Source organism: Curtobacterium sp. MCBA15_013, assembly GCF_001865095.1.
Classification (GTDB): Bacteria; Actinomycetota; Actinomycetes; order Actinomycetales; family Microbacteriaceae; genus Curtobacterium.
Map to the genome: position 1 here is coordinate 94,736 of NZ_MJGQ01000006.1, position 14,269 is coordinate 109,004.

Annotated in this window: 15 protein-coding genes and 1 tRNA gene; 7 read left to right on the forward strand and 9 right to left on the reverse strand. The window is 70.7% G+C overall.

Annotated elements, in window-relative coordinates:
- Positions 1 to 42: 42 nt before the first annotated feature.
- A complete protein-coding gene (locus BIV01_RS04570) occupies positions 43 to 780 on the reverse strand; it encodes a DUF3027 domain-containing protein (RefSeq protein WP_083413760.1) in 738 nt (245 codons plus the stop codon).
- Positions 780 to 1,157: a cold-shock protein gene (locus BIV01_RS04575; RefSeq protein ID WP_022906598.1), complete on the reverse strand. Its 378-nt coding sequence runs from the start codon at positions 1,155 to 1,157 to the stop codon at positions 780 to 782. Before BIV01_RS04575 ends, BIV01_RS04570 begins: the two co-directional genes overlap by 1 nt.
- A gap of 56 nt (positions 1,158 to 1,213) precedes the next feature.
- Between BIV01_RS04575 and BIV01_RS04580 the strand changes: the two genes are divergently transcribed.
- The 5 genes from BIV01_RS04580 (at position 1,214) to BIV01_RS04600 (ending at position 7,594) form a co-directional block, all read left to right on the forward strand.
- Positions 1,214 to 1,513, forward strand: coding sequence for a hypothetical protein (locus BIV01_RS04580; RefSeq protein ID WP_071302084.1), 300 nt, complete (start codon positions 1,214 to 1,216; stop codon positions 1,511 to 1,513).
- A gap of 28 nt (positions 1,514 to 1,541) precedes the next feature.
- Entirely contained in the window at positions 1,542 to 3,302 is a 1,761-nt protein-coding gene (locus BIV01_RS04585; protein ID WP_071302085.1) for a helicase-associated domain-containing protein, read from the forward strand.
- Between the two features lie 57 nt (positions 3,303 to 3,359).
- On the forward strand, positions 3,360 to 5,057 hold the full coding sequence (locus BIV01_RS04590) for a DNA repair helicase XPB (protein WP_071302086.1): 1,698 nt from the start codon (positions 3,360 to 3,362) through the stop codon (positions 5,055 to 5,057).
- 51 nt (positions 5,058 to 5,108) lie between these two features.
- Positions 5,109 to 5,804: a response regulator transcription factor gene (locus tag BIV01_RS04595; RefSeq protein WP_017888045.1), complete on the forward strand. Its 696-nt coding sequence runs from the start codon at positions 5,109 to 5,111 to the stop codon at positions 5,802 to 5,804.
- An 80-nt stretch (positions 5,805 to 5,884) separates the two neighbouring features.
- Complete coding sequence (locus tag BIV01_RS04600) at positions 5,885 to 7,594, forward strand: sensor histidine kinase (protein WP_070417820.1); 1,710 nt, start codon at positions 5,885 to 5,887, stop codon at positions 7,592 to 7,594.
- Positions 7,595 to 7,724: 130 nt separating this feature from the next.
- Here BIV01_RS04600 and BIV01_RS04605 read toward each other — a convergent pair whose 3' ends face one another.
- The 7 genes from BIV01_RS04605 to BIV01_RS04635 form a co-directional block, all read right to left on the reverse strand.
- The gene (locus BIV01_RS04605) at positions 7,725 to 8,612 is read right to left on the reverse strand and encodes a hypothetical protein (protein WP_071302087.1); all 888 of its coding nucleotides are present in this window, start codon (positions 8,610 to 8,612) and stop codon (positions 7,725 to 7,727) included.
- Positions 8,613 to 8,892: 280 nt separating this feature from the next.
- Positions 8,893 to 10,512: a chaperonin GroEL gene (gene groL, locus BIV01_RS04610; RefSeq protein ID WP_070417818.1), complete on the reverse strand. Its 1,620-nt coding sequence runs from the start codon at positions 10,510 to 10,512 to the stop codon at positions 8,893 to 8,895.
- A gap of 259 nt (positions 10,513 to 10,771) precedes the next feature.
- Positions 10,772 to 10,975, reverse strand: a complete 204-nt coding sequence (locus BIV01_RS04615) for a cold-shock protein (protein ID WP_022903461.1) — start codon at positions 10,973 to 10,975, stop codon at positions 10,772 to 10,774.
- Between the two features lie 180 nt (positions 10,976 to 11,155).
- Positions 11,156 to 11,737, reverse strand: coding sequence for a LytR C-terminal domain-containing protein (locus BIV01_RS04620; protein WP_070417817.1), 582 nt, complete (start codon positions 11,735 to 11,737; stop codon positions 11,156 to 11,158).
- A complete protein-coding gene (locus BIV01_RS04625) occupies positions 11,734 to 12,030 on the reverse strand; it encodes a DUF3263 domain-containing protein (RefSeq protein WP_229085283.1) in 297 nt (98 codons plus the stop codon). The genes BIV01_RS04620 and BIV01_RS04625 overlap by 4 nt, the downstream gene beginning before the upstream one ends.
- Before the next feature lie 96 nt (positions 12,031 to 12,126).
- Entirely contained in the window at positions 12,127 to 13,128 is a 1,002-nt protein-coding gene (locus BIV01_RS04630) for a DUF2332 family protein (RefSeq protein ID WP_071302088.1), read from the reverse strand.
- Positions 13,128 to 13,601, reverse strand: a complete 474-nt coding sequence (locus BIV01_RS04635; protein ID WP_071302089.1) for a GNAT family N-acetyltransferase — start codon at positions 13,599 to 13,601, stop codon at positions 13,128 to 13,130. Before BIV01_RS04635 ends, BIV01_RS04630 begins: the two co-directional genes overlap by 1 nt.
- Before the next feature lie 57 nt (positions 13,602 to 13,658).
- Between BIV01_RS04635 and msrB the strand changes: the two genes are divergently transcribed.
- Together msrB and BIV01_RS04645 are read left to right on the forward strand one after the other, a co-directional pair.
- A complete protein-coding gene (msrB, locus tag BIV01_RS04640) occupies positions 13,659 to 14,063 on the forward strand; it encodes a peptide-methionine (R)-S-oxide reductase MsrB (protein WP_070417813.1) in 405 nt (134 codons plus the stop codon).
- 36 nt (positions 14,064 to 14,099) lie between these two features.
- Positions 14,100 to 14,175, forward strand: a tRNA-Thr gene (locus BIV01_RS04645).
- Positions 14,176 to 14,269: the final 94 nt, after the last annotated feature.

A 14,269-nucleotide genomic window follows, 5' to 3' on the forward strand; every position in this document is an offset into this window, starting at 1 on the left:
GCACCGCGCCTCCTGTCCGTCCGGGGACCGGTCGGTCGCCCGTCAGGCGCGGTGGTGCTCCGGGTCGACCTCGCCGGCGTCCAGCCGGTCGACCTCGAGGTCGGCGTCCGGGTCGACCGGGCGCACCCGCTGGGTGCGACGGCGGCCCCGGGCCGGCTCGGCCGGTGCGACCTGCTGGTCTGTGTCGTCGGTGTCCGCGTCGTCGGTGTCGTCGGTGTCGTCGGTGTCGTCCTCGGACCCGTCCAGCTCGTCGACGTCCACACCGTCGATGTCGTCGTCGTCCGGCTCGTCGAGGTCGTCCTCGTCGGCGTCGAAGTCGTCCTCGTCGTCCGCTTCGTCGTCGTCGGACTCGTCGTCGTCCGAGTCGTCGTAGTCGGCGTCCTCGTCCGCGTCGTCCTCGTCGCCGTCGAAGTCCTCGTCGGACTCGTCGTCGTGCTCGCCCTCGGCACCGTCGGTGTCCTGGCCGGCCCGGTACTCGGCGAGCCGCTCGGACCACGGCACCCAGTCGGGCGCCAGCAGCGAGCCGTCACCAGGCATGAGCTCGACCTCGAGCACGGTCGGCTCGTCACCGGACACCTGGGCGATCGAGACGGTCCAGCGCCAGCCGGGGTACCCGGCCATGCGGTTGGCGAACAGCACCGAGACGACGCCGTCGCCCTCGTCGACGGTCCCGGCGAACGCGCCGACGGTCGACTCGGGGGTCACCTCGAGCAGCGCCGTGCGGGCGAGCGCGGTGAGGTCCTCGGAAGGGGCAGGAGCAACAGGGGAGGTATCGGTCATCACGCGTCCAACTGGTCAGCGACGTGCCGCAGGATCGCAGCGATTCGGGTGCCGTTCTTCGGGTACCGGCCGTGCCGGAAGTCCCCGCTGATCCGGTCGAGCTCCTTCACGAGGTCCTCGACGATCACGGCCATGTCGTCCGCCGATCGTCGCGACATCTTCGCGAGGGACGGCTGCGGGTCGAGGAGCCGCACGGACAGCGCCTGCGACCCCTTCTTCCCTTGGACGACGCCGTACTCGAGCCGCGAACCGGCCTTCACCGACGTGACGCCGTCGGGGAGCGAGGACGCGTGCAGGAAGACGGGTTCGCCGTCGTCGCCGGTGATGAACCCGAACCCCTTCTGGTCGTCGTAGAACTTGACCTTGCCGGTGGGCATTCGTCGGTCTCCTCGTGATCGTGGAACGGCCGTGGTGCGTCGGATATCCTGGGTCGATGGCCAACCCGACCCGGTCCACCGGGAACACGCAGGACTCCGCGGAACCCCCGGTGACGTTCAATCGTACCGAACGCGCCCTCGCGTTCATCGTCGGCGGGATCTTCATCGCCGCCTTCCTCTGCATGGCCGCCATGATCGTGATGTGGCTGACCGTCCCCAGCGCCCAGGGATCGATGCCGTGGCCCGTGATCATGGCGATCCCGCTGGTCGGCTTCCCGATCGGCATGGTGCTCGTGTTCACCCTCCTCGGCATCACCTGGACCCGTCGGGCCCGAGCGAACCGGACGGCGCGCTGAGGACCGCGTCGGACGAGCGCGGCGGACGATGACGACCACCGCAGACCTCGCCGCCCGGCTCCGGGCGATGCCGGACGACGCCCTCGAACGGCTCGTCGTGGCGCGCCGGCTCCCCGCGGCGGTCCTCGCCGAGACCGGCCCGCTGCGCATCTCGGACTTCTTCGACCTCGCCGAGGCGCTCCGTACCGACGACGCGGTCGACGCCGCGATCGAGCACCTGCCCCGTCGGACGCTGCTCGCGCTGCGTGACGGCGCGGGCTCCGCCGACGACCTCGCCCCGGCGGTCGCGCTCGGTCTGGCGGACGAGGACGGCGGCGTCGACGACGCGGTGTCGGCCCGGCTGGCCGCCCACGACGAGATCGCCGGTCTCCCAGGGGGCGCGGATCACCCCCGCCCCGTCGCTCCGGTGGACGAGACGGGCGACGACGAGCGCGCCCGGACGACCGGCGCGGAGCACGCCTTCGCGACGATGACCGTGCTCGCCGAACTCCTGCGGGCGGTGTCCGAGGGCGCGGTGCGCGAGCTCGTGAAGGGCGGCATCGGCACCCCGCTCGCGAAGACGCTCGGCGAGCGTGCCGGCGCGGACCCCGTCGTGGTCCCCGGCCGCCTGGCGCTGCTCGAACGGATCGGGTTCGCGGACACGGGCAACGGGACGTGGGCGACCACGGCGGCGGGCGACGCCTGGCTCGTCGCGAGCTGGCCGGACCGCTGGTCGACGCTGGTGTCGGCATGGCGGGACGCACTCGACCCCGCCGTCCGGAGCGTGCTCGACGTGGCCGGCGACGACCTGCGCGACCTCGTGTCGGCCGGCCGGTGGGCGTACCCGGCGGGCTCGCGCTGGCTCGACGCGGTGCTGCTCGACGTCGCGGGCACCGCGGCCGCACTCGGGCTCACGGTCGACGGCCGCGTGACGAGCACCGGCCGTGCACTGCTGGACGGGGACCCGGCCCCCGCTGCGGAGGACCTCCCCCGCACGGTCGACGCCGTGTACCTGCAGCACGACCTCACGGTCATCGCACCGGGGCCGCTCGCGCCGGTCGACGACGCCGCGCTCCGGACCGTCGCCGTGCTCGAGGCACCGGGTCTCGCCGCCCGGTACCGCATCTCCGAGGACTCGCTCCGCCGCGCGTTCCGGGCCGGCCACACCCGGCAGGACGTCGTCGCGCTGCTGGAACGGCTGTCCGCGACGGGCCTGCCGCAGCCGCTCTCCTACCTCGTCGACCAGGTGTCCTCGCGGGACGGCAGCATCGTGGTCGACGTCGGCGCCGACGGGGTCGGCGCCCGCGTGCACGGCACGCCGGACCAGCTCGACCTCATCGGGGTGGACGCCGAGCTCCGGCAGCTGGCGTGGGAGCGCAGCCACCTGACCACCCTGCTGACCCGCTACCCGCCGCACGTCGTCCACACGGCGCTCGAGGACCAGCGCTACCCGGCCGTCCTGACGGCCGCAGCCCGCCCGGCGACGGGATCCGTTCCTCCAGGCCGTCGACGCACCACCGGACGCAACCCGGAGCAGGCGGCGCACGCACTCGTGGAACGGCTCCGCGTCACCACCGAGCGCGGCGAGGCCGAGCCCGAGCAGGAGTGGCTGGGGCGGCAGATCGACCTGGCCGTCCGGGGTCGCACGCCGATCCGCCTGACGGTGCGCATGCCGGACGGCTCCGAGCGGCCGTTCTCGATCGTGCCGACCTCGGTCGCCGCCGGACGCGTGCGGGGACGCGACACGGCCGTCGACGTCGAGCGGACGCTCCCGCTCTCCCTCGTGGTGGCTGTGGAGAGCGACGCCTGATCCACAGGTGAGCCGATCCGCGCTGGTTCGCAGCCGAGCGGCCTAGGCTGATCCGTCATGAACGGACCGCTGATCGTGCAGAGCGACCGCACCGTGCTCCTCGAGGTGGCGCACCCCGACGCCGAGGACGCACGGCACGACCTCGCGGTGTTCGCCGAGCTCGAACGCGCGCCGGAACACGTGCACACGTACCGCATCACCCGACTCGGCCTGTGGAACGCGCGGGCGGCCGGGCACGACGCCGAGAGCATGATCCACACGCTCGAGCACTTCGCGAAGTTCCCCGTCCCGCAGAGCGTCACGGTGGACATCCGCGACACCGTGGCACGGTACGGCCGACTCGTCATCCGGCGCGAAGAGCGTCCGGACGCGCCGGCGATCGCGAACTCCCCGGCCGAAGCGCTCGAGCGCCAGCCGGTCCTGCTCCTCACCGCGTCCGAACCCACGGTCCTCGCCGAGGTCATCCGCTCGAAGCGGATCAAGCCGCTGCTGGGCGACATGCGCTCCCCGGAAGAGGTCGAGCTGCTCCCGTGGGCACGCGGGCAGATCAAGCAGGAGCTCGTGAAGCTCGGCTGGCCGGCCGAAGACCTCGCCGGGTACACGCCCGGGCAGCCGCACCCGATCGACCTCGACACCGACGACTGGCACCTGCGTCCCTACCAGGAACAGGCGGTCGACACGTTCTTCGCGCAGGGCTCCGGCGTCGTCGTGCTGCCCTGTGGTGCCGGCAAGACGCTCGTGGGCGCCGGGGCGATGGCGACGGTCAAGGCGACGACGCTCATCCTCGTGACGAACACCGTCTCGGCCCGGCAGTGGCGGTCCGAGCTGCTGCGCCGGACCACCCTCACCGAGGACGAGATCGGCGAGTACTCGGGCAGCGTGAAGGAGATCCGTCCGGTCACGATCGCGACGTACCAGATCCTCACCGCCCGTCGGAAGGGCGAGTACACGCACCTGTCGCTCCTCGACGCCCTCGACTGGGGACTCATCGTCTACGACGAGGTGCACCTGCTGCCGGCGCCGGTGTTCAAGCTCACCGCCGACCTCCAGGCCCGGCGCCGACTCGGGCTCACGGCGACCCTCGTGCGCGAGGACGGGCGCGAGGGCGACGTCTTCTCGCTCATCGGGCCGAAGCGCTACGACGCCCCGTGGAAGGAGATCGAGGCGCAGGGATACATCTCCCCCGCCGCCTGCTACGAGGTACGCATCGACCTGCCGCACCAGGACCGCCTCGAGTACGCGGCGTCCAGCGACGACGAGCGGTACCGGCTCGCGGCGACCTCGCCGGCGAAGACCCCGGTGGTGCGCGAGCTCATCGAGAAGCACCGCGGCGAGCAGATCCTCGTGATCGGGCAGTACATCGACCAGCTCGACTCGCTCGCCGAGTCCCTGGACGCCGCCGAGATCACCGGTTCAACCCCCGTCGACGAGCGGGAGCGGCTCTACCAGGCCTTCCGCGAGGGGTCGATCGACGTGCTCGTCGTCTCGAAGGTCGCGAACTTCTCGGTCGACCTGCCCGACGCGACGGTGGCGATCCAGGTGTCCGGCTCGTTCGGATCCCGTCAGGAAGAGGCCCAACGACTCGGCCGACTCCTCCGCCCGAACAAGGACGGGCTGCCCGCGTCGTTCTACACGCTCGTCACGCGGGACACCGTCGACCAGGACTTCGCGCAGAACCGGCAGCGGTTCCTCGCGGAGCAGGGGTACTCCTACACGATCCTCGACGCCGACCAGGTCCAGGCGGTCGTGGGCTGACGCACCAACCGCTCTCAGGAAACCACTAGGGAACGGTCAGAAGATAGGACCATGAGCGATGGCCCCAAGATCCTGATCGTCGACGACGAGCCGAACATCCGCGACCTCCTGACGACCTCGCTGCGTTTCGCCGGCTTCGCCGTGCGCGCGGTGGGGAACGGAGCACAGGCGATCTCCGCCGTGCTCGAGGAAGAGCCGGACCTGATCATCCTCGACGTCATGCTGCCCGACATGAACGGCTTCGGCGTCACCAAGCGCCTGCGGTCGTCGGGCTACACCTCCCCGATCCTGTTCCTCACCGCCAAGGACGACACCGAGGACAAGATCACCGGGCTCACCGTCGGCGGCGACGACTACGTCACGAAGCCGTTCTCGCTCGACGAGATCGTCGCCCGCATCAAGGCGATCCTCCGTCGCACGATGAACGACGAGGAAGACGCGATCATCCGCGCCGGCGAGCTCACGATGGACCAGGACACGCACGAGGTCACGATCGGCGACGCGCAGATCGAGCTCTCCCCGACCGAGTTCAAGCTGCTCCGCTACCTCATGCTCAACCCGAACCGCGTGCTGTCGAAGGCGCAGATCCTCGACCACGTGTGGGAGTACGACTTCAACGGCGACGCCGGCATCGTCGAGTCCTACATCTCCTACCTGCGCCGCAAGCTCGACCAGTACTCGGCCGAGCCGATCATCCAGACCAAGCGCGGGTTCGGCTACATGCTCAAGGCGTCCAAGGCCTCGTAGGTCGTCCGGACCCCTCGGGGTTCGTCTTCACGGCGGTCGTCCGGTTTCACCGGGCGACCGCTGTCTATCGTTGGGGCAGCATGCACACGCGAATGAGCCGCTGGTGGGACGGGATCTCCCTGCGCACCAAGATCACCGGGATCACGGTGCTCCTGGTGGCGCTCGGACTGCTCGTCGCGGGGCTCGGCACGATGACGGTGCTGTCGACGTACCTCATGGCGCAGCTGGACAACAACGTCCGTCAGACGACGGAACAGCTCGAGGGTCAGAACATCAGCGACGGCGAGCAGTACTGCAAGCTCTCCGTCGTCCTCTCGCAGAGCGCGTACGTCGCCGCCTACGACTCCGCAGGCAAGCAGATCTGCCAGACCCCGGCGTCGAGCCGCCCCGACATCCACGAGCTCGACTTCTCCTCCGCGGCGCAGACCAGTTCGCGCTTCTCGCTGTACGACAGCCAGCACAACCACGAGTGGCGTGCTCAGGTCATCCCGGCATCGCTGCAGGACCAGTCGACCGGCACCACGCAGGCCGGGTACGTCCTGGTCGCGGTGTCGAGCGCCGACACCGACCAGACCGTCCTGCGCTTCACCGCCATCTTCCTGAGCTTCGGTGCCTCGGTGATCCTGCTCGGCGCCATGCTCACGCGGCTCCTCGTGACGGCGACGTTCGACCCCCTGCGCGACGTCGAGGACACCGCTGCCCGGTTCGCCGCCGGTGACTTCAACCAGCGCCTCGAAGCCGACACCCCCAACACCGAGGTCGGTCGACTGAACCGGTCCCTCAACTCCATGCTCGAGCGCATCGACTCCGCGTTCGAGGACCGGCAGCGCACCATCGACCAGATGCGTCGGTTCGTCGGGGACGCCTCCCACGAGCTCCGCACGCCCCTCGTGTCGCTCCGCGGGTACGCCGAGCTCTACCGGATGGGCGCGCTCCGCAAGGAAGAGGACGTCGCCCAGGCGATGGAGCGCATCGAGAAGGAAGCCCAGCGCATGGGCCTCCTCGTGCAGGACCTGCTGCAGCTCGCCCGCATCGACGAGTCGAAGCCGCTCGAGCTCGGCCCGGTCGACCTCGTCGCCATCGCCCGTGACTCCGCGCTCGACACGATGGCGTCGAACCCCGACCGCGAGATCCAGGTGCTCGTCGAGGACTCGGTGACCGGCGAGAGCGTGCCGCACGCGGTCCGTCCGGCGTCGGCACCCGCCTCGGCCCCCGGTTCCGGCGACGGGCCCCCGGCATCGCCGACGTCCGCGAACACGACCGGCCCGATCGCGTTCTCGCGCCAGACGATCGCGCGACTCCGCGCCCGCCGCACCCGCGCGATGGGTGTCGACGGCACGGCTGCCCCCACCGACGAGACCACCCCGCTGCCCACCGTCGTGCTGCCGAAGCGGCCGCCGATCGTCTTGGCGGAGGAGAACAAGATCCGCCAGATCGTGACGAACCTCATGGGCAACGCCATGCGCTTCACGGAGCACGACGACCCGATCGAGATCGGCATCGGCGTGGACGACGAGCGTGGGATGGCGCACATCGACGTGATCGACCACGGCGAGGGCATCCCGCCGCAGCTGCGCGACAAGATCTTCCAGCGCTTCTGGCGTGCCGACACCTCGCGCGCACGGGACACCGGCGGCTCGGGCCTCGGGCTCGCGATCGTCTCGGGCATCGTCGCGGCGCACCACGGGTCGGTCGAGGTGTTCGACACCGAGGGCGGCGGCGCGACCTTCCGCGTGTGGCTCCCCTTGCTCCCCCGCGACTACGCCGCCCCCGCGCCCGCCGGCGCTTGACGCCCGCGGGCGTGCCGCCCGCTGGCCCGCTGGCCCGAGGTCGCAATACCTGCCGCCCACCCACGCGCCCGGCGGCAGTTCGTGCGACCCGGTCGCCCCACGCGCGGCATGTCGCGCGACCTCGACCAGGTCATGCCCGTGGTCGAGCCGACGATCGCGCGACGAACGCCTGACGAAGCCGCTCGAAGAGGACCGCAGGACGGTCGACGTCCCCTCGATTCGCGTGGAGGACGAGCCATCCCTCCACGGTCATGGAGTTGTCCCGGCGCTGATCGTGCTCGAACGTCGCACGCTCGCGGTGGTGGTCCCCGTCGTACTCCAGTGCGATCCGGAGCTCCGGCCAGCCCATGTCCACTCGCGCCAGGAACCGCCCTGCACGGTCGAACACCTCGATCTGGAGTTCCGGTTCAGGGAACCCCGCGTCCACGACCGCAAGACGCAGCCACGTCTCCATCGCTGACTCAGCCCCGACGCGGATGAGTTCGACGGCCGCACGTGCAACGGCGACGAAGCGCGCCCCGGGAAGGATCGTGGCGGCCAGGGCGTCGACCGTCGTCCGGCCCCGCGGTCCGACGAGGAAGTCTCCGACCGCCACGAGCTGTCGAACGCTCAGCAGCCCAGCGCATTCGCGCCACGCATGTTCCGGCCCGCTGACGCGCAGACCGTCCCACATCACCACGGCCACCGCGGATCGACGTCGGTGTCCGACGACACCGGGCCGACGCATGAGCGGGCCGGAGCCGATCGTCGTGACGTGCAGGCTGCCCTCGAACTGTCGCGGGAGCGGAGCACCCCAGAGCTCGACAGCGGTCGTGTGACTGAAGTGTTGATCTGGGCGCATCACGAGCGCGAGCGCGGCGACGGGCGACATCAATGCAGCTGCCGACCGGACGCCGTGCACCGGGCGGGCGAGGTCCCGCCGGCGGAGTCGACCCGGATCGACCCCGGCCGCGAGTGCGTCGCAGACCCGGAAGCCGTTCGGATCGAGTTCGTCGGGGAGCGGAGACGGCCGGGCCATGGCGAGAGTGTGGCGGTGCGGTGCGAGCCGCGACCATCCTTCGAGCCGAACTGTGGAGAACGTGACGACCCGCGCCTCCTGTGCGGTGTGCGCTGGTCGCACAACACGCCGTGGGCGGGCCGTTGAGGTCGCACGAACTGCCGCCCGTCGCGCTCTCGAGCGGCAGTTCGTGCGACCTCGGCGCCCCGCCCCCGCCCGCCCCCGCCGCCCGCCCGTCGGGCCCCACGCACGCGGAAGGGCCCCGCACGCGCAGCGTGCGAGGCCCTTCCGTCGGGACTGCTTAGAAGTCCATGCCACCCGTCGGGTCGCCGGCCGGAGCAGCAGGGGTGCGCTCGGGCTTGTCGGCGACGACGGCCTCGGTCGTGAGGAACAGACCGGCGATCGACGCAGCGTTCTGCAGCGCCGAGCGCGTGACCTTGGCCGGGTCGATGATGCCCGCGGCGACGAGGTCGACGTACTCACCGGTCGCGGCGTTGAGGCCGTGACCCGACTCGAGCTCGCGGACCTTGGCGGCGACGACACCCGGCTCGAGACCGGCGTTCAGCGCGATCTGCTTGAGCGGCGCGTCGATCGCGACGCGGACGATGTTCGCACCGGTCGCCTCGTCACCCTCGAGCTCGAGGGTGTCGAGCACGACGGACGCCTGGATGAGGGCGACGCCACCACCGGCGACGATGCCCTCTTCGACAGCGGCCTTCGCGTTGCGGACGGCGTCCTCGATGCGGTGCTTGCGCTCCTTGAGCTCGACCTCGGTCGCGGCACCGGCCTTGATGACGGCCACGCCACCGGCGAGCTTCGCGAGGCGCTCCTGGAGCTTCTCGCGGTCGTAGTCGGAGTCGGTCGCCTCGATCTCGGAGCGGATCTGGCGGACGCGGCCCGCGATCTGCTCTTCGTCGCCGGCACCCTCGACGATGGTCGTCTCGTCCTTGGTGATGATGACCTTGCGAGCCTTGCCGAGCAGGTCGAGCGTCGCGTTCTCGAGCTTGAGGCCGACCTCTTCCGAGATGACCTGGCCCCCGGTGAGGATCGCGATGTCCTGCAGCATGGCCTTGCGACGGTCGCCGAAGCCCGGGGCCTTGACGGCGACGGACTTGAAGATGCCGCGGATCTTGTTCACGACGAGCGTGGCCAGGGCCTCGCCGTCGACGTCCTCGGCGATGATCAGGAGCTGCTTGCCCGCCTGGATCACCTTGTCGACGACCGGCAGGAGGTCCTTGATGTTCGAGATCTTCGAGTTGACGATCAGGATGTAGGCGTCCTCGAAGACGGCTTCCTGACGCTCGGGGTCGGTCACGAAGTACTGCGACAGGTAGCCCTTGTCGAAGCGCATGCCCTCGGTGAGCTCGAGCTCGGTGCCGAAGGTGTTCGACTCCTCGACGGTGACGACACCTTCCTTGCCGACCTTGTCGATGGCCTCGGCGATGAGCGCGCCGATGGTCGGGTCAGCGGCCGAGATCGACGCGGTCGCGGCGATCTGGTCCTTGGTCTCGATGTCCTTCGCGTTGGCGAGGAGCTGGTCGGAGACGGCGGCGACGGCCTTCTCGATGCCGCGCTTGAGCGACACGGGGTCGGCACCGGCGGCGACGTTGCGGAGGCCTTCGCGGACGAGGGCCTGGGCGAGGACGGTCGCAGTGGTCGTGCCGTCACCGGCGACGTCGTCGGTCTTCTTGGCGACCTCCTTGACGAGCTCCGCACCGATCTTCTCGTACGGGTCGTCGAGCTCGATCTCCTTGGCGATGGAGACACCGTCGTTCGTGATCGTGGGGGCGCCCCACTTCTTCTCGAGGACGACGTTGCGGCCGCGCGGGCCGAGCGTCACCTTCACGGCGTCAGCCAGGATGTTCAGGCCGCGCTCGAGGCCACGGCGGGCCTCCTCGTCGAAAGCAATGATCTTAGCCATGTGAGTTTCTCGTCCCTCCCGGACGTCGTCATGGGGGTCGTGCTGGCACTCAGCGTGAGCGAGTGCCAACGCCGATTCTGGCACTCGCAGGGGTCGAGTGCAACACCGCCAGGAGGCGCGGGTCGAGTTCCCAGGACACGCACCGACACGAGCGACGAACGCACCGACACGAGGGACCGAAGCGACGAACGCCGGTCGCCGCACACGGACGAACGCGCCGCCCCGGACGGGACGGCGCGTTCGCGAGGTGGTTGCCGGGTCAGGCGGGACGGACCGATTCGGCCTGCGGCCCCTTCGACCCGGTGCCGACGTCGAACGTCACTGCCTGGCCCTCCTCGAGGACCTTGTACCCCGACATGTCGATTGCCGAGTAGTGCACGAACACGTCCTGGCCCCCTCCATCGACGGTGATGAAGCCGAAGCCCTTCTCGGCGTTGAACCACTTCACGGTTCCGTTGGCCATGATCTCTTGCTCCCTGCGGTGGTGCTGGTGCGGACGGCGTAGTCGCCGTCTTGGGGAGACTCTTACCGAACAATGCCGACAGGGCAAGAGGTGTGACGTTGTTTCACGTCGATTCCGACAAGAATCAACGTGCTCGAAACACGGCCGTCACAAATGCACGCAGGAATGCGCCGGGAACGATCAGCCGGCGTAGTCCGCGCCGAGCACGACGCTGATGTCCGCGTTCGGGAACGCCGCCGACTGCTGCACCGCGGTCGTGCCCAGCGACTTCGCGATGCCCTGCGCGACGGCGGCCTGGGCGGCCTGCTGGTAGTACACGATCGTCGAGGTCGCCCCGGTCGTGCCGGCGTCCCCCGTCGACGTCACCTTCCACCCGGCCGAGGTCAGCGCCGCGCTGCCCTTCGCCGCGAGGCCGGTCGTCGACGTGCCGTTCAGCACGACGAGCGTCGTCGCACCCTGGTCGGCCGGGGTCCCCGCGGCCGGTGCCTGCGACGCCGACGAGGACGCGGACGACGACGGCGCCGCCGATGCGGACGCCGACGCCGAGGCCGAAGCCGACGGCGATGCCGAGCCGGTGAACGAGTAGCTGCCGTTCAGGAGCGCGAGCGCGACGACGCAGACCCCCACGATGACACCGGTGGCGAGCGCCGCCCACGCGAACGCGATCCACCCGCGCCCACGCCGCTGCGCACCGCGGTGCGCCCCGACCCGGGGGCCGTCGGCGACGTCGTCGAACCGGTCTCGGGGGTATCTCGTCGTCATCGTTCCTCTTCACGTCCTTCGGGAGCTGCACCGGGCGCGACGAAGCTGCGCGCCGCCCGGGCACTGGTGCGCGCGTACCGGAGCCGCTGCAGCCGGGAGACCAGCTGCGGGTCGTACGCGAGCGCCGCGGGCGAGTCGATCACACGGTTCAGCACCTGGTAGTACCGAGCGGGCGACATGTCGAACTCGACCCGGATCTCCGCTTCCTTCGTGCGGTCGTGCCGTGCCCGGTCGTGCTCGAACGCGAGCACGTGCTTGGCGAGCTCGTCGAGCTCGACGGGTGTGGCGGTCACTGCGGTTCCGATCACGGTGGGGGAACGGGTCTCGCACATCGTAGGGGTGGAGGTCATCCGCACCCTGGCACGCCGCTGGACTGTCGCGAAGACCGGTCACAGGTTCGGATCGGCCAACCACCGGACGCGGACCCCGAACGGGTCCGAGACGGCCAGGGCCACACCGTCGAGCGATGCGGTCGCGAACGCCTCCGGATCAGCGGCTTCGACGTCGTCCGGCAGGGTCGCGGCGACCCCGCTGAGGATCCCCGTGCGTTCCAGCGCGATCCAGTGCACGCCCCGCTCGCGCACCCGGTCGACGAACCGCTGGCGGTCCGCGCCGGGGACGTACACGAGGGTCCCGGTGGTCAGGACGACGGGCACGACGTCGTCCGGCAGGGCCTCCAGTGCGCGGTCGAGGTCACCAGGCAGGGTGCCCCGGATGCGGACGGGAGGCGCGGCGAGCGTCGCACGCGCAGCCTCGCGCATCAGGGCGGTGCGGTCCGTCGCCTCGGGCGGGACGGCCTCGACGAGCCGGTCGAACGCCTCGGGCCCGGCGAGGTCGATCGGGTTCGGGTCGAGGGCCACCCGCGCCCGGACGTCGATCGGGCACGCTGCCGGTGCCGGCACCGCGCCGCTGGCCGCCGCGACGAGGTGCACGCCGGGCTCGACGGGGGCCGTGTGCATGCGGACGACCTCGGACCGCGCCCCGACGACGTAGTCGAGCGTCACCCGGTCCGGGATCGAGCACAGCCCCGCCGCTGCCCCCGCGTCGACGAGACCGAGCGGCCGCCCGACCCGCGCGGCGAGCGCCGCGAACAGCGGGACCACCGGGGCGAGGCGTCTGGGGTCGTTGGCCTGCACCGTGGCGGAGGCGAGGGCGGCGACCAGGGCGGGTCGCGCCTCCTGGACGAGCGCGCGCAGCGCACCGGGGTCCGCCGGATCGGCGCCCAGGCGACGGGCGACCGCGAAGAGGAGTTCCGGCTGCCGCTTCGATTCCGGGACCTCGTCGAGCAAAGACACCGCCCCGTCGTCCAGCAACCGCGCCCACGCGGCGTAGGACGGCGAGACGCCCGCGATGCGCTCCGCGTAGGCGGCGTACCGCTCCCGCGTGTCCATCAGCAACCGGGACGGTGCATGCCGACGTGACGGATGCCGGCCTCGTCGTAGGGCGCTCCGAAGCGGACGAAGCCGTGGCGCTCGTAGAGTCCGGCGACGTACTCCTGGGCGTGCAGGACGAACGGCTCGTGCCCGTGCGCACCGAGCACCGCGGCCACGAGGCGACTGGCGATCCCGCTCCCGCGGTGTCCCGGGTCGGTGGCGACCCGGCCGATCACCCAGGCGGGTGCTGCCGAACCGTCCGGGTGGACCTCGTCCGGTGCGGGTCGGATGAGCCGCAGGTACCCAACCGCTCGGTCGTCGGTGCCGAACCACCAGTGCTCGGTGTCCGGTTCACGGTCACGGCCGTCGAAGTCCTCGGCCGTGACGCGTTGTTCCAGTGCGAACACGCGGTTCCGGAGCACCACGATGCCGTACAGTTCGTCCGTCGTCAGACGGTCCCAACGGGCGTGGTGCACGGAATGTTCGGACATCGTCGCGAGTTTACCGAAGTGGTCGTCCAGCAACGGCGACAGGAGCAGGAGGAAACAATGGCATACAACGTCGACAAGTCCGACGCCCAGTGGCGCGAGGAGCTCTCCCCGGACCAGTACGCCGTCCTCCGGCAGGCCGGTACGGAGCGCCCGTGGACGGGTGACCTCCTCGACGAGGAGCGCGCCGGTGTCTACACCTGTGCGGCGTGCGGCGCGGAGCTGTTCAAGAGCGGCACGAAGTTCGACTCCGGCTGCGGTTGGCCGTCGTTCTACGAGTCGGTCGACCCCGACGCGGTGCAGCTGCTCGAGGACAACTCCCTCGGCATGGCACGCACCGAGGTCCGCTGCGCGAACTGCGGCTCGCACCTCGGCCACGTGTTCCCCGACGGGTTCGGCACCCCGACGGGTGACCGCTACTGCATGAACTCGATCTCGCTGAACTTCTCCGAGAAGAGCGAGTGAGGCCCCGGCGCGTCCGCCGCTAGGATGGGCGCGTCAGCCGGCATGGCGCAATTGGTAGCGCACCGTACTTGTAATACGGGGGTTGCGGGTTCGAGTCCCGCTGCCGGCCCCACATGCGAAGGCCCCGGGTGGGAACACCCGGGGCCTTCGGCGCGTGGAACACGGATCAGGGGCGTTCCGAGCGCTCGACGCGGTAACCAGCCGGT

Coding starts and splice junctions, on each gene's coding strand:
- BIV01_RS04630 (WP_071302088.1), bottom strand. CDS start 13,128: ATGGACACGCGGGAGCGGTACGCCGCCTACGCGGAGCGCATCGCGGGC.
- BIV01_RS04570 (WP_083413760.1), bottom strand. CDS start 780: ATGACCGATACCTCCCCTGTTGCTCCTGCCCCTTCCGAGGACCTCACC.
- msrB (WP_070417813.1), top strand. CDS start 13,659: ATGGCATACAACGTCGACAAGTCCGACGCCCAGTGGCGCGAGGAGCTC.
- BIV01_RS04605 (WP_071302087.1), bottom strand. CDS start 8,612: ATGGCCCGGCCGTCTCCGCTCCCCGACGAACTCGATCCGAACGGCTTC.
- BIV01_RS04575 (WP_022906598.1), bottom strand. CDS start 1,157: ATGCCCACCGGCAAGGTCAAGTTCTACGACGACCAGAAGGGGTTCGGG.
- BIV01_RS04620 (WP_070417817.1), bottom strand. CDS start 11,737: ATGACGACGAGATACCCCCGAGACCGGTTCGACGACGTCGCCGACGGC.
- BIV01_RS04590 (WP_071302086.1), top strand. CDS start 3,360: ATGAACGGACCGCTGATCGTGCAGAGCGACCGCACCGTGCTCCTCGAG.
- groL (WP_070417818.1), bottom strand. CDS start 10,512: ATGGCTAAGATCATTGCTTTCGACGAGGAGGCCCGCCGTGGCCTCGAG.
- BIV01_RS04585 (WP_071302085.1), top strand. CDS start 1,542: ATGACGACCACCGCAGACCTCGCCGCCCGGCTCCGGGCGATGCCGGAC.
- BIV01_RS04595 (WP_017888045.1), top strand. CDS start 5,109: ATGAGCGATGGCCCCAAGATCCTGATCGTCGACGACGAGCCGAACATC.
- BIV01_RS04635 (WP_071302089.1), bottom strand. CDS start 13,601: ATGTCCGAACATTCCGTGCACCACGCCCGTTGGGACCGTCTGACGACG.
- BIV01_RS04600 (WP_070417820.1), top strand. CDS start 5,885: ATGCACACGCGAATGAGCCGCTGGTGGGACGGGATCTCCCTGCGCACC.
- BIV01_RS04615 (WP_022903461.1), bottom strand. CDS start 10,975: ATGGCCAACGGAACCGTGAAGTGGTTCAACGCCGAGAAGGGCTTCGGC.
- BIV01_RS04580 (WP_071302084.1), top strand. CDS start 1,214: ATGGCCAACCCGACCCGGTCCACCGGGAACACGCAGGACTCCGCGGAA.